Genomic DNA, 20,531 nt, shown 5'->3' on the forward strand with positions numbered 1-20,531 from the left:
TTGTTGGCCGAGGGATTCGACCAACCCGCTGCCGAGCGATTCGGAATCCCCGGGGTATCCGTCGGTTTCGCGACCTGGTCAGGACTGGCCTACCACCCGATCTCACCGGAACGAGCCCTCACCCCTGGCGAACTGGTCTCGCTTGAGATCGACGTACAGATGCTCTGGGCCTACTGTCGACACATCCAGCGAGCGGTGGAGGAGGGCCGAGACCCGGTGATGCCGCAGAGATTCGGCTGGCGCTTCCTGAGGGCTGCCCACTCGCGGCTCACCACGGCACGAGTGCAGGAGACAGCGCAGCACTGCATGATGCGCCAGGCAGCCGTGACGACGAGCGGCCTACCCGAGCGGCTGGTGCAGGCCCAGGCGGCGCTTCGCGAGGCAGAGACGATGAGTGGCAGAGTCGGCGCATGAGCGCTACGCGGGCAGCTTTGATTGTCATCGACATGCAGAACGGATTCATCAACGACCGGAGCCGGCACGTCATCCCCAAGGTCGTGGACCTGGTCGAGCGGTGGGAGGCTACCGGCCGGCCGGTCGTCTTCACCCGCTACCACAACTACCCGGGCAGCCCCTTTGAGAGGCTGATCCACTGGTCGGCGGTACAGCACGCGCCGGAGACGGAGATCGTGCCCGAGCTGAACCCGCACGCTGCTCGGGCACGAGCCGTGGTAGACAAGCGCGTCTACTCGTACTTCACGAACGAGGGAGCGGACATCGTCGCCCGCGAGGGTTGGACGGACCTCGTTTTCTGTGGTGTGGCCACCGAGAGTTGCGTGCTGAAGTCCGCGGTCGACGCCTTCGAGCGTGACCTGACGCCGTGGCTCGTGACGAACGCCTCGGCCAGTCACGGCGGTGCAGCCGCTCACGAGGCTGGCCTGTTGGTAGCAAGACGCTTCATCGGAGCCGGCCAGCTCATCAGCACGGGTCAAGCCACCATGCAGTTCGAGTGATCGGGTCTCTGGCAATGCTGCGCTACCCGCCACAGCCAGCCTGGAATGAGCGATGCTCCCCGTTAATGGCAAGGCCAGCCGTGACCATCGACTCCAACGCGTGGAGACCGTCCGGTTCGATCATCGCCGATACCACTGCCGCCCGATACGACGTGATCGCCAGGATCAACTGATCCGCCTTCGGGTCCGCCAAAGGGGCAACAGCGAGGGTGTATTCCTCGGCGTCTTGCTTCAGCCTTCGAAGTTCTGCCGGAGCAGGCACTCTCAGCCCGCTCGTTATCGGATCAAGGCCCTGCCGCCAAACGCCATAGGCTTCCTTTTCTATACGGCAAGAAGCGCTCGCAGGATTCGCACGAGCGCTCGCCGGGGTATCAGCCCATCCAACAATAGGCCAAGGCGATGAAGACGGGGTGGAGCGAGCTTGCTCATCAAGAATCGCCAGGGCCCGCTCCCGTTGCTCCTCGTCGGCGGCCGGGGCTTCGTTATTCGAAGATCCGCACCAACTCAAGCAACTTCCCAGCAAGCAGACCAGCGACAAGAACACTATCATCGGACCGCAACCGCCCGACTGTTTTCGCCCGGCACCCGCAGTCGACATCCTCGAATGGTCGCCACGCCAGTGGCCCTCCACCCAGGATCCATTCCGGAAATGGCCCCGAACGTAATGCCCGCGAACCCAATGTCGTCCCACTTATTTCCCCGACCTGCCGGTACCAGGAGGGGGATTCAGGGGGGAACGGTAGGACTCCCCGACACGAGCAGCCATGCTCATCGCGTCGTAACAGTCCAGGATGAGGCGCTTGGTGCGGTATTCGCCGTGGGTAGCCTCGTCCTTCTGGCGGACGACCTTGAAGGTGTCCATGATGTAGTCCACGTCGTCGCGGTCGATGCCGTAGAGGTGGAAGTAGGCTGCATCCAACTCGGCGCGGAGCAGTTCGCGCCGTGCCGGATCCCATCTGAACGGCGGGCCGTCGTAGCCAAGGTCGCGGGCGTAGGGCGCGAGATCATGGGCGGTGTAGGTCAGCTCCAACACTCGCTCTGTGATCCAGGCCGCCAACGTCCCGCCGCCCTGATCCCACGGCACGGGTTTGTCGTAACACTCGGGCGGCAAGACTGGAAGTTGTTTCTGAACGAACAGCGCCAGGTGGGTTCCGGCTATCTTCTGGCGCGCCACATAGTCCAACACAAAGGCACTTAGGTTAGCCTGAAGTACAGCTAGGGCTCGCTTAGCAAGAACGAAATAAATACCAGACGCCGCCCAGCGGGGCATAACGGTTGATATCAAGGTTCTTTCATCACTACTACGACAGATATCCCTCCAGCCCAACAGCCAATCTGATGTCGCAAGTCCGCCCCAACGCCCCGAGAACCATTCGGCGAGCAGAGACTGAGGGATCCAGTAACGGGGCATGACGCAGTGCGTTGGGTCCTTATGCGCTTCATCATCGAGACGCGGAAGGGTTCCCAGATTCAATTGCGCCTGAGTGGCCCCTTCGTAGGTAGAATACCGATGGTCAAAGTGGTGCAGCATCTTAGCTTCGTATAGCGGCACGGCTACTTCATCGGCTCGCCGCCAGGTATTCCCGACCCCCGCCCACCCTTCCTCTTGCAGTTGATCGCGAGTCTTGAAGAGATACGAGTCGTCGGACATGTGCAGCATCCGGCGTAGAGTTATACCCCAAGGGTTTCCATGCGGATCGCCATCGTTAATGAGCACGGGAATGCGCCGATAAATTTCGAGCGTTATCTCGGCGTCACGTCGGGTGACTAATACTGGGCACGTGCCGGTATTCGGGTTGATCAGGGTGATCTCGTCGGGCGTAAGAGAGTAAGCACGGGCGACAACCTGGCTCGCCTGCCGGGCCCGGAATACCAGCGATGCTCGCTCCGCTACCCGCTGTCTACCGCTGACTGACAGCAGCGCGAACCGGAATGAGTGGTGGACGTTAGGAAAGACCTTGTCTTCGTTCTCAAAGTCGTAGAGCGACACCAGGCTCTTCGTGACCACCAAATCCTTGAAGAAGTCTTGTGTCGTGGCGTCAGTGGCTATGCCAGTCGGCACGATGATGCCGACCTGGCCAAGCGGGTGCAGCACTACACGTACGGTCTCGGTAAACACGGAGTACGTGTTGATGTCGCCCTTACCAGTGAGCGGGTAGCGACCGGACGAACGCAGCAGGAGATCCACACCGTCGGCCTCGTGCAGGGCGGCGATCCACTCGGCGTACAGCATCTGATTGGCTGGCTCGTCGCTGTCGGCCAGAGCGGCGATAGCCTTCTTGCGGGCCGCGGCGTTCTTCGCGCCAGCGATCTCGGGTTCACGAGCGGCGAAGAACTCCTGCTCTTGGAGCTTGACCCGCTCCCACGGCGGGTTGCCAAGGACGCAGGAGAAGCCGCCCTCCCAGCCGGTCGCCTCGTCCACTGAGCCGTACTCGGGCACCTGGAAGATGTGCGGGAACTCGATGTGCCAGTGGAAGAAGCGGTACTGCTGGCTCAGCTCCTCCACCACCGACTCGATTCGGTGCGTCTCAAGCGACGAGTCGCCCTTGGCCAGAGTCTCAAGCGCGGCCTGCGTGATGGCGGTGTCGCGGGTCTCCTCGGTCTTCGGCTGCACGAACGCGGCGCACCAGGCGTCGGCGACCGTCTTAGCATGCCGGCGGTCCTCGTCCAGTGCCTTCGCCCGCTTGGCCTGCACATGCACGTCCGCAAGTCTGCGGGGCTCCGCGTACACGATTTCTTTGACCTTGGTCGCGAACGCGGTGTTGCCGATCTCGATGCCTGACACTCCGAAGAAGCTGCCCTGCCCGGACGATTCCTCGGCGTTCTGCTTCTTCAGCGCGGTGGCGACTCGCTTGTCGTCGCCGGTGAGGGCGGTGAAGGCGGCGTCGGGGATGCCGTCCTTGAGCAGCTTCGGGGTGACGCCGAGCAGGGAGTTGCCGACCCGGATGTTCGCGTCGAGGTAGCCGAGCGGCCGGCCCGGCTCCATCGCCTCCAGCCAGAGCGACACCTTGGCCAGTTCGGCGGCCATCTCGTTGACGTCCACCCCGTAGATGCAGCGGGCCACCACCCGGCGCATCGCGGAGCGGACCGCGGCCGGTGCGGGCTCCAGTTCGTCGGTCTCCTCGGCGGCCACCCGCTTGGCGATCCGGCGGGCCGCCGCGATCAGGAAGTGCCCCGACCCACAGGCCGGGTCGCAGACGGTCAGGTCGAGTAGCGCCTTGACGCGCTCCTCGGGGGTGGGCAGCGCGGTGGCCTCGTCCAGCAGCGGGTCGAGCGCCGAGTCGAGCAGGCATTCCACCAGAGAGGACGGGGTGTAGTAGGAGCCGGTGGTCTTGCGCTCGTTGCCGGCGAGCCGTTCGGCGTGGAAACGGCGGGCCGGGGCGTCCCAGCGGGGGCGCAGCTCCAGCAGCGACTCGTAGACGCTGCCCAGCTCCTCCGCGCCCAGGTGCTGGAAGTCGACCCGCTGCCGGCCGGTGCCCTTGCGCGCGGGCAGCACAGCCAGGGCCTCGACCGCGCGCAGCAGCGCGGTGTTGCTGAGGCCGGCCTCGGCGATCGGGGCGTCCAGCGCGCCGGGCTCGTAGAGGCCGCCGATGCCGGGCAGGCCCAGGGTCCGGTTGCCGGACTCCTCACCCAGGAACCGGAAGACCAGCCGCACCGCCTCCCACAGGTCGCCGTGGCCGGAGTGCCGGCGACGCAGCGCCAGCTCCCGCAGCCGCCGCGCCGAGAAGTAGGTGTCGTAGCGCTGCTTGGCCTGCGGGCCGGCCACCGGGTCGAGCAGGGCGTCGCGGTCCTCGGCGACGAACCAGAACAGCAGCCGGTAGACCAGGCGCAGCAGGGAGCGCTTGTAGTCCTCCAACGACAGGCTGACCTCGATCCGCTCCCGCAGGCCCGCGTTGTCCGGGTGGTCGAGGAAGCCGGTGCCGAGGATCTCCAGCGCCGCCTCCACCCCGTCGCGGAGCTGCTCCAGGGCACGCTCACCCTGCTTCGCTCCCTCCGTACGCCAGGCTTCCAGCAGGCAGGACGACGGCCCGGCCGCCGCGTCGCGGACGGCGAGCCGGGTGGCGTGCGCCACCCGGTAGAGCAGCACGAAGTCGGGGAACAGGTCGCCCTCGAAGATCGCCTCCAGGTCGAATTCGAGGTACGCGCTGCCGACCAGGCTGGTCGAGTCGCGCAGCAGCCGCACCCGCTGACCGTTGGCGACGATGCCCCAGAGCTGCTGCTCGGAGCGGTTGAGCAGTTGCTGCATCAGCGAGTGCGGGGCGGCGGCCGCCGCGCCGCGCATTCCCGGCGTCCGCCGGTCCAGGTCCGTTCCCCACCCGAGCAGATGCATCGGTACGGCTTCCCAGCGGTGGCTGACCGGGAACAGCTTCTCGTCCACGGTGATGCCACTCGGCAGCGACTCGATGCCGTCGTAGCCCAGCTCGCGCAGCAGGATCAGCAGCCACCGCTCCCGGGTCAGCCGGGCGGGCGCGGTGTCGCCGGCCCGCTCCCGCTGGCGCTTGAAGTCCCGCCACTGCTCCTGGAGGTAGGCGTAGGAGCGGTTGGCGTAGCGGCGCACCGACTCGCCGGACTGGAGGCCGTAGCTGGCCGCGTCCGCGCCGGGCAGGCCGGCGGCGCCGTCGCCGATCCGCTGCACCAGGCCGGCGGGGAGCAGCCCGCCCTCGACCCGGACGGCGGGGTAGGTGACCGCGCTCATCAGTTGGCCTCCGGGAGGTAGACGTAGACGCCGAGCACGTCGGCGGGCTTCTGGGCGGTGACGGTGATCTGCCGGCGGACCCGCTGGCCGGCCGCCTCGCGCACCCGGATGTGCGAGGCACGCAGCGCCTCGGCGAGGCCGTCGGCGGTGGAGTCCAGGTGCGGGACGACCTCATCGAGCTTGCCGATCACCCGGTCCAGCAGCGGGGTGGCGGCCTCGGGCAGCACGTTGCCGGTCGGGGTGGCCGCCAGGAGCGTGGCCACCTCCCCGTCGGGCAGCCACTCGGCGGCCGTGGGGGCGCCCCGGAAGGCCAGCAGCCGGGCCTCCTCGGCGACCATCCGGCGGGGCTCGGTGTCCGCGGCCCGGGTCGGCAGGGTCAGGTGCAGCCGGAACCGGACCAGCAGCAGGGTAGTCCGCTTGCTCACCGCCGAGGTCCGCATCACGCCGGCCCGGCGGGCCGGTCGCTGGTCGGCCGGCACCGTCCGGTCCAGCGCGCTCTCCAGCAGGTAGCGGGCCAGCGCGGAGACGTACGGGTCGGTGCGGTCCAGGTGAGCGGCGCGGGGCGGGGTGGGCAGCTCCCGGCGCAGGGCGAGGGTGGCCGGGTAGCCGGCCGGGAAGGCGTCCCGCAGCGGCAACGGCAGGGTGCCCGTGGCGGCGGTGAAGCCGTCACGGTCCGGGACGACGTCGGCGCCGAGCGCGGCGAAGCCGACCCGGGCGAACTCGGCCACCTCGTCCGGTGAGCCGAGGCTGGCCCGGATCTCAGCCAGCTCCGCGGCCACCTCCGCCGGCTGGATGCCCCGCTGCGCGTACTTGGTGCGGGACTCCTTCTCCTTCTCCGCGGCGCTGTCCCACTCCTTGTGCAGCTCCTCGCGATGCTCCAGACCGAGGCCGTCAATGGTGAGCTGCTCCGGTGCGTCCGGCGCGATCAGCAGCTCCTGCGCGATGGTCTGCAACACGTCGTCGCTGCGGTCCGGCACCGGCACCGAGACGCCCAGCGCCTTGCGGATCTGCTCGTGCTTGCGCAGCAGCACCTTGAGCACGATCTCGTCGATCCGGTTGTCCGTGCCGTAGATCATCACGGCGCGGACCTTCGGCGCACGCTGCCCGAACCGGTCGACGCGGCCCTCGCGCTGCTCGTGCCGGGTCGGGTTCCAGGCCAGGTCGTAGTGCACCACCGCCTGGAAGTGCTCCTGGAGGTTGACGCCCTCGGAGAGGCAGTCGGTGGCGACCAGCACCGGGCGGCGCTTCGGGTCGGCGGTCAGCTCCCTGATCCGGTCGGTGCGCTCCTCCGGCGGCAGTGCGCCGGTCACACAGCCGACCGTGAACGCCTTGCCGAGCGCGGCGCTCAGCCGCTCCGCGACGTACTCGGCGGTGTCGATGTAGCGGCAGAAGACGACCGGGTTGAAGCCGTCGCCGAGCAGCGCCTTGACCTCCTTGACCAGCAGGTCGAGCTTGTTGTCGCCCTTGGCGGCGAGCGCCTCGGCGCGGCGGGCGAAGGCGAGCAGCCTGCGCCGCTCTGGGCTGCCCGAATCGGCCTCGGTGTCGGCACCCGGCACCAGGTCCACCGACTCCTGGGTCTCGTCGTCGGGCAGGTCCAGCACGGCGGCCCGGCCCAGGGCGTCGGCCTCGGCGGCGTCGGTCGCATCGGCGTTCGCCGCCCGGGTACGAAGGGTCGCGGCGGCGGCCTGCGGCGACGATGCCATCGCGCGCAGCAGCGCCAGCGCGGACCAGTAGCGCACCCGCTGGCGCACCTGCCCGCCGATCGGGTCCCGCACCGTCTGCCGGGCGTAGGCGACCACGTCGTCGAAGAGGCTCCGGTAGTCGCCGGTCAGCCGGTAGGCACGCTCGGTCGACTCACGGTCCTCAGGGAACGGGGTGTCCTCCAGGAAGCGGCGGATGTCCACCCGACGACGCTGCACGAAGTGCCGGGCCAGCAGCTCCCGGCCCTCGACCCGGTCCAGGTCGACGGTCTCCAGGCGCGGGTCGAGCAGGCCGACGAGGTTGCGGAAGCCGGCGTCCTTGCCGCTGTGCGGGGTGGCGGTCACCAGGATCAGGTGTCGGTCGCCACGGGCGGCCAGCCTGCGGACCAGTTCGTGGCGCTGCATCCGGGACTTGCCGCCGGCGTTGCTGTCGTCCAGCACGCAGGAGTGCGCCTCGTCGACGATCACCAGGTCGGGGGCGCCGCGCAGGAACTGGTCGCGCAGCTCCGGCCGCTTGATGTAGTCGGTGGAGACCACCACGTGCCGGTACCGGTCGAAGATCGATTGCGCGCCGACCAGGTCGCGCTCCAGCCGGCGTACGGTGCCGGGCAGCACCAGCTCGGCGGCGACGCCGAACTTCTCGGCCAGCTCCCGCTGCCACTGCTCCGCCAGGGCCGGGCTGCACAGGACCGCCAGCCCATTGGCGTCGCCCTGGGCCAGCAGCTCGGCGGCGATCAGACCCGACTCGACGGTCTTGCCGATGCCCACGTCGTCGGCGATCAACAGCCGGACGGTGTCCTGCCGCAGCGCCATCAGCAGCGGCACGAGCTGGTAGGGCCGAGGCTCGACGGCCAGCCCACCGAGGGAGCGGAACGGCCCGCCGGTGGAGCGGAAACCGATCCGCAGCGCCGTCCGCAGCAGGGCGGCCCGGCTGGCGTTGCCGGCGTCCGTCGGGTCGGGGTAGGCGAAGGTCGCCGAGGTGACCTCTTCCAGGTCCGGCAGGACGGCCGCGCGTTCGTCGTCCGAGCCGCCGAGCGGGCGCAGCACCAGCAGGTCCGGCTCCGACTCGGGGAGCACCACCCACTCGCGGCCCCGCGCCCTGACCAGCGTGCCCGGCTCGAACCGCTCCGCGGTCACAGTCATCAGTTGCTCCCTGTCCTGTGCTGACCGAACACGCTCGGATACCGGTCCACCGCCCGCTGCCACTCGCCCGCCGTCACCCGGATCGGCGTCCAGCCGGCGTCGTAGAGGCTGTCCTCGGCGTCGCCGTCCCGGCCCTCGCCGTAGGGCTCGCCGGGCACGTCGACGAACACGGCTGCCTCGTGCTCCCGGTAGACGAGGTCGGGCGTCGCCTCGGCGACCTTTTCACGCCCGCTGTCCGGCGTCCGGTAGCTCGCCTGCTTCAACCACGCTACGAAGTCCGCCGCCGGCCCGGTCACGTCCAGCCCTTGTCCGGCGGATCGGGCGGGGCTGGTGTTGGTTGTCCTGGCCCCGGCCAGCTCCAGCAGGACGTCGACGATGAGGTGCCGGTCGACCAGCTTGTGAAACGGCTGGTTGGAGTACGACAGGAGGCAGTCGTAGCAGCCCTGGACACACCGGTCGTCGCTGTCCGCCACGTACTGCGGTGCCTCGTCGCCGGTCTGTGGATCGAAGTGCGCTATCTCCAACGCCTTTGCCGCCACCTGGCTGACTGCCCCTGGCTCCTCCACGAGGCGACGGAGGACACCTGCGCCACCCTCCGCGCTCTCGATGAACAGCATCCGGCCCTGCTCGTCGAGATCGGGCAGAAGCTCCCCGGTGAGTTCCGAGTCCTCCAGCTGGAAGGTCGCCTCGATGCCCCGCTCCAGGGCGTAGAGCAGCGAGATCGCCTCCTCGCGGGTCGCCTTGCGGGCCAGCCGCAACACCAGGATGTTGCGCCGGTCCTCGACGTACGGAATCACCCGCTGCTTGCGCTTGGTCTCCTCGGCGACGCCGAGATCCTCCTCGTCGGTGGTCTTCTCGCCCGCCTTGGACTCCGAGAGCCACTCTCCGCTGGTGGTGTCCAGCCAGAAGCCGCGGATCTTCTGGTCCTTACGTCGGGTCAGCCCGAGGTTGGCCCGCCGGACCGTGGCGGCGTCGCCGTAGACCAGGGTCGCCACCGCCGGCGCGTCCTCCGGCGCCACCGTCGCAGTGAGCTTGCCCGGCCGCCCACCGTGATGGTGGAAGCGATACGACGTCTCGATCTGGAAGCCGGACCGACGGCGCTCCTCCTCGTCGGAGGAGATCCGCTCCCGCCGCTGGGTCCGCACCGTGTAGAGCCGCAGCAGGTTGTCGTCGATCGCGCCGAGCTGCTCACCGCAGCTGTCGCAGACGTCGATCCCCGGCGCGTCGTCGTGCAGGTGACCGCAGGCACGGCAGCGTCGCGCTGAAGTGGTGAGGAGGTTGTCCTTGCCGGGCTCCGCCGCCTGCTGGAGCTGCACGCTGCGCACCATGTAGCGGGCGCCCTCGTGGTAGATGAGCGCCCCCGGCCCGAACTCGCTGATGCCGATGAACCGGGGCCGGTGGATGTAGTCACCCTGCCGCTGCCCATTGAGGCCGGGGATGTAGGCGGCGAGCGGCAGCCGGGGGAAGGAATAGCCCGGCAGGAAGCCCTCGGACGCCAGGTAGCGGTAGGTGTAGAAGTCCGTCTGCGGTTCGTCGGAGTCCTCGTTGCGGAGCAGGTCGAGCTGCACCCGGGCGTCGTTGGCCCGCCGGTGCGCCTCCTCACGGGCCTTGTGTGAGACGTTCGTGTCGACCGCCCGGCGCCCCTGCACCTCGTACTCCCGGAACGCGGCGCGATAGAGCTTGCGCCACCGGTCCAGGGCCTCCTCGAAGCTGCGCGGCGCCCGGTCGATCATTTCCGTCACCCAGGTGGGACGCCACCACGGCGCTTCAAGCAGCCCGCCGGCCAGATCCCCGGCGAGCGCCACCTCGGCGCGGGCCAGCGCACGGCGGCGGGCCTCCGGGTCCTCGATCGACTTCTTCAGCTTTGGCAGTAGCTCCAGCGACGGGTTGTCTCCGCCCGTCTCCATCACCGCCGCGAGCGAGCTGGGCAGCTCCTCCCCCGTCTCGGCGAGCCAGATGGCCTGGAGGTGCGAGCGGACCAGGTCCTCGTTGGCCAGGTCGAGGCGGGGCGGCTGCACCGCACCGCCGACCATGAGCGTCGGCCGCTTGAAGTAATACTGGTCGTGCGCGCTGCCGGTCGAGCAGTAGGTCACCACCAGCGCCGGCTGCCCGGAGCGGCCGGCCCGGCCGGCACGCTGGGCGTAGTTCGCTGGGGTCGGCGGCACGTTGCGCAGCGCCACCGCGTTGAGGGCATTGATGTCGACGCCCAGCTCCATCGTCGGCGAGCAGAACAGCAGCGGCAGGTCACCCTCGCGGAACTCCCGCTCCCGCTCCTGTCGCACCTCCGGTGTGACCTGCGCGGTGTGCTCCTTCGCCTGCAAGCCGGCGAGCAGGTGCGAGGTGTCGCGGTAGAGGTCGCGGAAGAAGGTGTTGACCCGGGCACCGACCTCGCCGGAGAGCTGCTTGCGGACCCGATCCTCCGCGCCAGCCTTACCGTCGCCTGCCTGCCACCGGAGCGCGTCCGAGCGGAGCCGGTAGCCGCCGATCAGATCGTCCCCCTCACCGGGCACCGCCTGGATCACCAAGCCAGCCTCGGTGAGCACCGCCAAAAGGTCGCGGATCATGTCTTGGGCGTCGGCGACGCTGCACGGCTGTCCGGGCTTGTCGTACTGCCGCTTCAGGTATTTGCCCAGGGCCCCTCGGCCGGAGAGGTGCAGGTAGGAGCGGGGGCGGCCCTTGCCGCTCGGCTTCGGGAAGGCGATCGCGGCGACGGTGGCCCGCTCCCGCACCCCGAGCGCCCACGGCTCGGCCAGGTGCTGCACCGACAGCCGGCGGATCTCGTCGAAACCCTCCTCGGTGAGGCAGCGCACGTCGATGGCCAGGTTGCGGCGCATCTCGTCAAGCAGCGTCGCCGCGATCTCGTACCGGTGTTCAGGGTTGTCGTCGCGGAGCAGGTGGTGGCGGCTCTCCCAGATCTCCTGGTCGGCGGCGACCTCGTCGAGATAGCGGTAGCCGACCCGGAGCAGACCGGTCTGCTCGAGGTTGGGCATGGTCACCCGCCAGCCCCGTTCCAGGTCGAGGTAGAGCCGGTAGTTGACCACCTCGCGCAGCGCTCGCCAGATCTCCTCCTTGCCGTAGCGGACCTCGGGCCGGCGAGCGAACTCGGTCAGCTGCAACCCGAGCGCCTCAGTGACGCGCTGAGCGACCCGCTCGTGCGTGAGACCGTCCGGCTCCTTCTCCGCCGCCCGGTACAGGGCACCACGAAGCTGCACTACCTGGACGAAGTCGTTGAAGTGCCCGGCCTGGAGAGAGGCGTCCTGGCGGTTGTCGACGAACGACAGCAGCTTTTGCGCCGGCTTGTCGAGCGTCGGCTCGGCGCGGAGCGCCCGAACGATACTGGCCCCGATCACCGAGAGCGCCGAACTCCGACCCTCGGTGGAGAGCTTGGCCAACTGGGCGAAGTCCTTGCCCCGCTGGCGCTCGTACGAGACCCGGCAGCGCAGACAGAACCGGAAGGGCGCGGCGACCCAGGCGGCGGTGATCCCTTCACCCGGCGCGACCTCGAAACCCTCGGCGTCGACATGCACCACCTCGGGGAGATATTTACGCTTGCCTTCGGCCGGAATGGTACTGCCGTCGTCTGCGAGCACGGTCCACGAGTACGGCAGCCGGCCGTCCTGCACAGCGATCTCAAGGCTCGCCGGCCAGGGTTGGTCGTCACTGAGGTAGAGGTAGCCCCCGTCCTCACTGGTGTCCGAGTCCTGCCGCGCCTCGAAGCCGTTCACCGACCGGCGGACGGTGAGGTACTCCTGCCCGCACTCGCGACAGAACGCCAACGGCACGAGGATCTTCCGCTCGGTCGGGCCACTGTCCGGGGAAACGGTCTGATAGCGGCTGGTGATATGCCGCTCGGCCGGCGACTCGATAGTGACGTAGACGTTGTCACCCTTGGAGAGGAACTGGTGCAGCCGGAATGCGAAAACCGGGCGCCCGGTCTGCGGGTGCTTGATCCGGGCACCGGCCTGGAGCACGGCCTGAATGGCCTCCTGGCAGTCATCGGCGGATTCGTGCGTGACCTCAGCCAAGTTGTCCGCGGCCTCCGGGACCGTGCGCGGCGTCCGCCTGCGGACCAACCGGCCGGTGCCTTCCTCGGATTCCACGCCGAACGCGCTCTCCACCCAGTGGGCCAACGGGTCCTGACGGAAGTCGTCAACGTCCGGCTCGTGTGCGTCCCGGCACCAGTGCCGTACCCGCTCGGCGAGCCCACCGGTGGCGGGGCCGGCGGCCGTCGTGGCGCGTTGCAGGGACTCTCCGATGACATGCTCCGCCGCGACGGGCTGGCCGAACAGCCGCGTTGCCACGTCGGCAACCGCTCTTCGCTGATGCGCGGCGTCGCCCTCGGTGGTCATGGTGGCCGAGGTTCCGATGCACTGCAGATCCGCCGCCTCGCAGGCATCCTTCGTCCGGCGCACGAGAAACGCCACATCCGCGCCCTGCCGCCCGCGGTAGGTGTGCAACTCGTCGAGCACGAGGAACCACAGGCCGTTGGCAGCTCGGATCAGACGGTCCCGTTCCCGGTGCCGAGTCAACACCAGCTCGAGCATCACGTAGTTGGTGAGCAGGATGTCCGGTGGATCTTGGAGGATCCGACGCCGCGCCTCGAGGCTCTCCTGACCGGTGTACCGGTCGAACGTGACCAACGGCGCACCGTCCGGAGCACCCCAACAGAGGAACTTTTCCAGCTCGTGGAGCTGACTGTTGGCCAGCGCGTTCATCGGATAGACGATGATCGCCTTGACACCAGGCTGGTACGTCCCGTCCGCTTTCGCCCGCAGCACCCGGTCGACGATCGGCACGATGTAGGACAGGCTCTTACCCGAACCGGTCCCCGTGGTCAGCACGTAGCTGTGACCGGCCCGGGCCGTCGCAATGGCTTCCCGCTGGTGCCGATGGAGTCGCAAGGGCTGGCTCCCCGGATCGCCCTTGTGCTCCTTGATGCGGAAGATCCGCTCATTGTCCGGATGCAGCAGACCCTCAGCCACGAGAACGTCGATCGTGCCGCCGGAGGCAAAGTTCGGGTTGAGCGAGAGATAGGGCGCCGGCCACTGGTAGCCGGAGGCGGCGAGCCGTTCGACGTGCTTCCTGATCTCCGCGTCACGGGGATCGACGAAACTCGAAGTGAACTCCCGGTAGTCCCCGATGAGTCGATCACGCACATCGAAGACATCCATCTGTACTCCTCGCAGCCCCGCCGTTGCAGGGCTGATTCAATCATTTCAACGCTGGAACAGTGCCCCCCCGGTGGCGGCTCGACTTCAATCTTGACCACACCGGCGGGGTGCTCACTCCGTGCGGCTATCGGTCAACCGTCCCAGCGTCAGACATGAAGTCGGAAACCCGACTCCTTGATCGAATACCGAAGAAGACCTCGGCCAAGGACGGTTCCGCCGGGAAGGTCAGGCGCATCGCCGGGTCGGCTCAGACGGGGCGGCGGCCGGCGAAGCCGCACTCGACCCGGTGATACCACCGGATGTCGGTGTCCCCCTCCAGCCAGCACCACAGCACCGCCCGGCCGTCACGCTCACCGGGAAAGTCGAGCAGCACCGGGGCGATCCCCTTGACCGCGATGTCGTGCTGGTGGAACTCGTCCACCACGAGATGCAGGCGCGCCTCCAGCGCCTTCACCTCAGCGAGACCGCCGAGCGCGCTGACGCCGTGATCGGCCAGATCGACACGCAACTCGGCCAGGTCGGCCCGCAACCGGATCAGCTCGTCGACGCGCGGCCGCAACGTGGCCACCAGGTGACGCGCCTGGGCGAGAGTGAACACCGGGCCAGTATGCGGCACGACCGTCCGGAGGGAAGCTGCCACACGGCACCGCCGGAACGGCGCCGGGTATCGAGCATCGTCACGCTCGGGTATACAGATGGTTCCTCCCGGGATCGGCCCTCGGCTTGCCCGGACGCCCCTCGCCCGTCGTTGGAGGCTCACTGGCATGAGCGATCGTTCGCCCAGCCCCAGCACCCCGGACCCGCGGTACCTGTTCCGGTACCGGGATCTGGTCGCCGACACCCTGCCCGAGCATCGCACCGTCCTGCAGGAGCGTGGTTGGTGCTGGTGGGGCTGGTGGAAGCGACCCAACGAACCCGGCCGACTGGAGGTATGGGAGGCGCTCGAACGCGAGACGCTGGAGGGACGTCGGGTGCCGATCGGGCTGTTCCACTCCGGGACGGGCCTCGTCCATCCCGCCATCGTCAACCGCGTGATCCTGCCGCAGCCGGACGATCTCGGGGCCTTCACCTCGCTCAGTCCGCCCGACGCCGAACGGGACGGCGTTCCACCCTACTATCGGGCGAGTCGGCACAGCCGGGGGTGGCTACGGCTGGTGGCCCTGGCCGAGGAGCCGATGGAATTCTTCGGGAAGTTCTCCTTCGCCGCCGCACCGCCGTTGCCACATCATCCGCCGGGCCAACTGGAGCGGCTGGTGGGTAAGCGGATCCTGGACGCTGACGAACTGCGCGCGATGGACACCACCATCTGGGAGATCCGTCCGGCCCAGCCGGCTGACTCCAGCGAGCGGTTCCTGACCGCGTCGCCACGCCAGGACGGCGCGCTGTCCCCCGAGCCGATCGCCTGCCCAGGGCCGTGGCTGCTGCACCTCACCGATCCGCACTATGCGACCGGGCGGTTTCGGTCGGAGCATCAGTGGCGGCTGGAGACCGAGGACGGCACTACTCGCCCGACCATGGTCGACGCGATCTCCGATGCCCTGGCTCGTGATCAGCGGTCGGTAGGAGCGGTCCTCGTAACGGGCGATCTCACCTACGTCGCCCACCGCGACGAGTTCGCGGCGGCGCGGGCCGGCCTCTTCAAGCTCACCAATGGGCTGCTCGGGCTGGGCATGGAACATCTCGTCGTCATCCCCGGCAATCACGACATCGCCTGGACCCGCGGTGATTCGTACGAATACGGAGCACCGGTCGAGGTGGCTCCGGCGGCGGCAACGGCCGACTACCGGGAGTTCTTTCGCGCCCTATACGGATACCCGGCCTCACCCCACCTCTCGATGGCTCGCCGCTTCGTCTTCCCCGGCGGCAACCTGGTCGACATCGCCGCGGTCAACTCCAGCTCGCTGGAACAGGGGCAGTCGTTCCTGGCGGGCATGGGCCGGGTCCAGGAGTCCGCATACCGCGAGGTGACCAGTGCGCTCGCCTGGTCGAGCCCTGGATCAGCCCTGCGCGTGCTCGCGCTGCATCATCATCTCGCACTGACCGAGGACCTCGAATCGCCCGACGAGTACGCGACGGGTTTCGGGATCGCCATCGACGCACCAAGGATCCAGCGCCTGGCCGCCCGTGACGGGGTACACCTCGCGGTGCACGGGCACAAGCACCGCGCGTTCGTCTGGCGCACCGAGGCGTACCATCTCCCCGAATACAGCAACGAACGCTGGGACCTGGGACGCTTCAACATCGTCGGTGGCGGGAGCAGCGGCTCGAGATCGTCAGACGGTCGGCGTAACTTCTTCAACCTCATCCGGATGGCGGGTCCAGTCGTGGAGTTGGAGATGTACCGGAGTCAACAACAAGGCTCGTTCGAACGCTTCATGACCTGGCGGGCCCCGCTGGCAACAGCGTCAGACGGCCGGCTTGAGATTGCCCCCTGGAAGGTCGTTTCCCCATGACCATCAGACGGCCCGTCGTGCACGCCCTCATCCTCGACATGGACAACACGTTGTACGACTGGGTGGCGTACTTCGTGCCGGCAGTGCGAGCGATGGTGGCCGTAGCCGCCGGACTCCTCGACGTGTCCGAGGACGAGTTGCGCAACGACCTCCAGGCCGTGCATCGCAACCACGGCAACACCGAGCACCCCTTCGCGTTGCTCGAAACCTCTGCCGTCGAGCGACGCCTGCCCGGGATGAGCCAACGAGCACGACACGAGCACCTACTTCCGGCCTTCGCCGCATTCAATGAGGTCCGGCGACGCCACCTTCACCTCTATCCGGACGTGGAAAGCACGCTCCGGGCCATCAAGGCCACAGGTTGTCACGTTGTGGGACACACCGAGGCCAAGGACGTGAACATCAGCAGTCGAGCAAGGTCGCTCGGGTTGGACGCGATGTTGGAGGCGATCTACGCGCCCCGCTTCGTCGGGCCGCCTCACCCATTGGGCGCCGATCGACGGTCCGTTCCGGCCGCAATCGAGGTTCGCGTACTGCCACCGACGGCACGCAAGCCCAATCCGGAGATCGCCCGTCAGATCTCCGAGCAGCTCGGCGTTCCGACTGCCCACTGCCTGTACGTGGGCGACAGCCTGAGCAAGGACGTGGCAATGGCCAAGCGAGCAGGGATGCTCGCCGCCTGGGCTCGCTACGGCACCCACCACGACTCCGACCTCTGGCGCGGCTTGGTCGCACTGTCCCACTGGGACCCGGCGGCCGTCACCGCAGCAGAAGTCAAGAGCGATGATCCTCCGCAGTACGCGCCGGACGTGACGCTCGACGCCTTCCGCGAGTTGTGCGACCACTACACCTTCAGTGCTGCACCGCACCCGAGGCGGCCTCAGGTGATATCGGCCTGCTTGCCGGCGGCACCGGCCGATTGACCCGCTCCGACGGAGGTGTGGTCCGCTGCGGGCGACCATCCGCTCCGCCGGTTCAGGTCACCGATGTTGCTGCGGAACTCACTGAGCCACTCGCCGGTCTCCGCCTCGACCAACTCGGCCGTCCGCAGCACGAGCACGCGGATTAGTTCCTCGCGCCGGCGTATCACCGCGTCCTCCGTAGCCGCGGCACCCAACTCCGTGGTTACCCAGTCCAGCCGGAACTCGATGAGTGCCCGCTGAAGCGCTTGCGCGGTGGCGATGTCGCGCATCCAGGCCGAGGACAGGCCAAAGAAGTGGTCGAAGGCCAGGCAGCCACCAGCCAAGGCGAGAAGGACATATCCCCAGTTGGCGCCGCTCCCAGCGCTCGCCGCGCTGACGAGGGGTACGACTCCGCCAGCGATCCCCAGCAGAATCGCGCAGCCGCGCAGCAGGCGGGAGATCCTGCGGCGTACCGCCTTGTCGCGCAGGTACCAGGCAACCGCGTCCTCAGCCTGCCCTTCCGCCCACCCGCGCAAACGGTCCAGAACGGCCTCAGGCTGTTGGTCCGCCGCGAAGTCGGGGAACGGGCGGATGATCATATCCCGTCGCGGGACTCGACGGCTTGGCCTGTCGACGTGACCGTTGCCCGCTACCACGAGCCGCCCGATCCCAGCGCATGGCGAAGGCCGTGGCCGGGTGGCGGGTCGAGGATCGGAGAATGCTGTCGCGCCATACGCACAGCCTGCGTCATCGCGCCCTACCACTCAAGGAGTCAGACGTCTCGATCCTGCTCGGTGGGAGTCACCCCTCGGTCAGGATTGGACGCGTTCCGCCTCCTGCACGAACGTGTCGCTCCGCCGGGCCCCCATCCGGTCCAGCTCGTCCAGCACCGCCCCCACCCCGTCCGCACCCACCAGCACCGTGACGCGCAGCCGGGCCGACAACGGCTGGTCCTGCCAGTAACCACGCGGCAGCAGGCTGGCCTGTGGCGTCGTCGTCGCCACGGCGGCGTCGCTGACGATGACCGAGATCGCGCCCGCGCGCAGCAGCGCGTCGCGCAGGTCGGCGCTGTTCGCCGCCGGGTCCGGTTCCAGCAGCGCGGTGACCAGCCGTACCCGCTGGCCGGGCGGCGCGGCCGGTTCGCCGTCCGGTGCCGCCGCGGCACGGCGCCGGGGCGCGCCGGGCGCGGTCAGGCTGGTGACCCCGCCCAGGTGGTACGCGTCGGCACCCTGTTGCGCCTGGTCCAGGCGTTCCTGGTCGGCCGGCGGCACGCGCAGGCCGATGAGCGCCTGCACCCCGGCGGCGATCAGCCAGGTCAGGACGAAGGAGAACGCCACAACGCTCACCACGCCGACGAGCTGGCGCCACAGCAGGCCGCCTCCCCCGCCGAGGAGCAGCCCGTCGGCGCCGAGCGGGTTGACCCCGCGGTTGCCGAACAGGCCGAGCAGGAGCGTGCCGAGCATGCCGCCGACGAAGTGCACGGCGAGCACGTCGAGCGCGTCGTCGAGGCGCAGCACGTACTTCAGCTTCAGCGCGAAGTGGCAGACCAGGCCGGCCAGCGCGCCGATCGCGACGGCCGAGGCCGCGTTGACGTACCCGGCGGTCGGGGTGACAGTCGCGAGGCCCGCGACCGCGCCGGAGACCGCGCCCACGACGGTGCTGTGTCCGTCGGTGACGCGTTCCAGCGCCAGCCAGACGAGCATCGCCGCGGCGGCGGCCAGGTGCGTGTTGAGAACGGCCTGGGCGGCCAGGCCGTTGGCCTGGAGGCCGTCGCCGCCGTTGAAGCCGAACCAGCCGAACCAGAGGATGCCGGCGCCGACGATGGTCAGCGGGATCGAGTTCGGCGGCGCGGCGGTGTGCGGCCAGTCCCGGCGCCGGCCGACGACGAGCAGGACGGCGAGGACGGCGGCGCCGGCGCTGGCGTGCACGACGAGCCCGCCGGCCCAGTCCTGGGTGCCGAACTTGGCGAGCCACCCGCCGGGATGCCAGAGCCAGTGCGCGATCGGCGCGTAGACCACTATCGACCAGACCGCGAGGAACAGCACCCAGCCGCCGAAGCGCAGCCGGCCGGCGGTGGCGCCGGTGACCAGCGCGGGTGTGATCACCGCGAACATCATCTGGAACAGCACGAACGCCAGCGTCGGGATGGTGATCCGGCCGTCGATGACGTGCAGGTTCGGTGCGGGCGGCACCTTCAGGTCGGTGAGCCCGAACAGTTCCAGGTTGCCGAAGAGTCCGCTGCCGGCGTCGTCGCCGAAGGCGATGGTGTAGCCGACGAGCACCCAGGTCAGGCTGACCACGCCCAGCGCGATCATGTTCTGTTGCAGCATCGCCAGGACGTTGCGGGTGCGGACCATGCCGCCGTAGAACGCGGCGAGCCCCGGCGTCATGAACAGGACGAGGCCGGCGCAGACGAGCACCCAGGCGGTGTCACCCGCGTTCGGAGCGGACACGGTTTCCCTCCTTCTCTCGCAGGTGGACGGAGTCGCGGACGGTGTGCATCACGGTGTCCTTGACCCGTTCGTGGTTGGGCACCGGCGCGAAGTGCCGGTCCGGCAGCAGCAACAGCCAGGTGGCGATGTTGAACGGCCCGGTCAGCACCGGGATGCCGAGCGGGGTGAGCATGGTGGTCAGCGCCATCTGCACGAACAGCGTCAGCGCGATGCCGAACAGCGTGTAGACGGTGACCAGCGCGCCGGGGCGGTGCGCCACGGCGCCCACCACGATCGCGGTCAGCACCGCGTTGAAGGCGAACAGGCCCTTGTCCAGGGACGCGCCGTCGGCGCCGAACCAGAGCGCCAGCAGTGTCGCGCCGACGGCGCCGATCACCGCGAACAGCGCCGACCACCGGGAGTTGATCAGCAGGGCGATGAGGATGAGCAGGCCGGTGACCCAGCTCTCGATCAGGTAGATCTGGGACACGCCCTTGAAGAAGACCGGGATGAGGCCCCAGTCGAACGTCCCGCCGGTCAGCGATCCCTCACCGGGGAACTGCGGCGTCAGCTTGGTGAGGACGGTGAACCTGTTGAACTGGTACGCCGCCATCAGCAGGAACCAGGTCGTGAGCACGAACGGGAACGTGTAGGCGGTCAGGTTCCAGCGTTTGAAGACGGCGTTGAGGGCGAGCGTGACCACCACCGTGCCGATCGCGCCGAGCACGAGGTAGAGCCACATCAGCGGACGCTGGTCGAGGAACGTGGGCACCGCGAGGCCGGTCAGTAGCGGGCTGAAGCCGAACAGGCCCTTGCGCCAGCTGGACATGTCGACCCGGAGCGCCAGCGCGGTCGCGGTGCCCACGACCAGGCCGAGCACGCCGCCGCCGAACACCCGGGGCGTCCCGTTCTCGAACGCGCCCCAGGCGAGCGCGATCAGGATGAGCAGGCCGCTGAGCGGATTGTTCTGGAGCACCACCTGCGCGGCGCCGCGCAGGCAGGAGTCGACGAACCCGACCGCCGGGTTCCGGTCGGCCAGACGGTGCCAGCCTCGTCCGATGTCGGCCATGTCGCTGTCCTC

General features: G+C 68.7%; 10 protein-coding genes and 1 pseudogene. 4 read left to right on the forward strand and 7 right to left on the reverse strand.

Annotated elements, in window-relative coordinates; translation table 11 throughout:
- Positions 1-414: pseudogene (locus ACPCK6_RS24345) on the forward strand (hypothetical protein); the annotation flags it as partial.
- Positions 411-953 carry a cysteine hydrolase family protein gene (locus ACPCK6_RS24350; protein ID WP_423482326.1) on the forward strand — a complete coding sequence of 181 codons (543 nt, stop codon included), beginning with the start codon at positions 411-413 and terminating at the stop codon, positions 951-953. The pseudogene ACPCK6_RS24345 and the gene ACPCK6_RS24350, both read left to right, overlap by 4 nt.
- Positions 954-1,644: 691 nt before the next feature.
- Here the strand turns inward: ACPCK6_RS24350 and ACPCK6_RS24355 are convergent.
- The 4 genes from ACPCK6_RS24355 to ACPCK6_RS24370 form a co-directional block, all read right to left on the reverse strand.
- Complete coding sequence (locus tag ACPCK6_RS24355; protein WP_357094169.1) at positions 1,645-5,649, reverse strand: Eco57I restriction-modification methylase domain-containing protein; 4,005 nt, start codon at positions 5,647-5,649, stop codon at positions 1,645-1,647.
- Positions 5,649-8,492, reverse strand: a complete 2,844-nt coding sequence (locus ACPCK6_RS24360; protein ID WP_357094167.1) for a DUF8741 domain-containing protein — start codon at positions 8,490-8,492, stop codon at positions 5,649-5,651. Before ACPCK6_RS24360 ends, ACPCK6_RS24355 begins: the two co-directional genes overlap by 1 nt.
- Positions 8,492-13,663, reverse strand: coding sequence for a DEAD/DEAH box helicase family protein (locus ACPCK6_RS24365; protein ID WP_423482327.1), 5,172 nt, complete (start codon positions 13,661-13,663; stop codon positions 8,492-8,494). Before ACPCK6_RS24365 ends, ACPCK6_RS24360 begins: the two co-directional genes overlap by 1 nt.
- Before the next feature lie 247 nt (positions 13,664-13,910).
- Positions 13,911-14,261, reverse strand: coding sequence for a DUF2203 domain-containing protein (locus ACPCK6_RS24370; protein WP_036342567.1), 351 nt, complete (start codon positions 14,259-14,261; stop codon positions 13,911-13,913).
- 166 nt (positions 14,262-14,427) lie between these two features.
- Between ACPCK6_RS24370 and misA the strand changes: the two genes are divergently transcribed.
- Positions 14,428-16,116 carry a calcineurin-like anti-phage phosphoesterase MisA gene (gene misA, locus ACPCK6_RS24375; protein ID WP_423482328.1) on the forward strand — a complete coding sequence of 563 codons (1,689 nt, stop codon included), beginning with the start codon at positions 14,428-14,430 and terminating at the stop codon, positions 16,114-16,116.
- Positions 16,113-17,039, forward strand: coding sequence for a haloacid dehalogenase-like anti-phage phosphatase MisB (gene misB / locus ACPCK6_RS24380; protein WP_423482329.1), 927 nt, complete (start codon positions 16,113-16,115; stop codon positions 17,037-17,039). Before misA ends, misB begins: the two co-directional genes overlap by 4 nt.
- Here misB and ACPCK6_RS24385 read toward each other — a convergent pair.
- From ACPCK6_RS24385 to yut, 3 genes are all read right to left on the reverse strand, one after another.
- Complete coding sequence (locus tag ACPCK6_RS24385; protein WP_423482330.1) at positions 16,997-17,617, reverse strand: SLATT domain-containing protein; 621 nt, start codon at positions 17,615-17,617, stop codon at positions 16,997-16,999. The two genes, misB and ACPCK6_RS24385, sit on opposite strands and share 43 nt — an antisense overlap.
- A gap of 213 nt (positions 17,618-17,830) precedes the next feature.
- Positions 17,831-19,471: an ammonium transporter gene (locus tag ACPCK6_RS24390; RefSeq protein WP_423482331.1), complete on the reverse strand. Its 1,641-nt coding sequence runs from the start codon at positions 19,469-19,471 to the stop codon at positions 17,831-17,833.
- Positions 19,449-20,519 (reverse strand): urea transporter, encoded by a 1,071-nt coding sequence (gene yut / locus ACPCK6_RS24395; RefSeq protein WP_423482332.1) that lies wholly within the window; start codon positions 20,517-20,519, stop codon positions 19,449-19,451. The genes ACPCK6_RS24390 and yut overlap by 23 nt, the downstream gene beginning before the upstream one ends.
- Between the last annotated feature and the right edge of the window lie 12 nt (positions 20,520-20,531).

This window comes from Micromonospora sp. AB353, assembly GCF_049538395.1.
Lineage (GTDB): Bacteria > Actinomycetota > Actinomycetes > Mycobacteriales > Micromonosporaceae > Micromonospora > Micromonospora aurantiaca.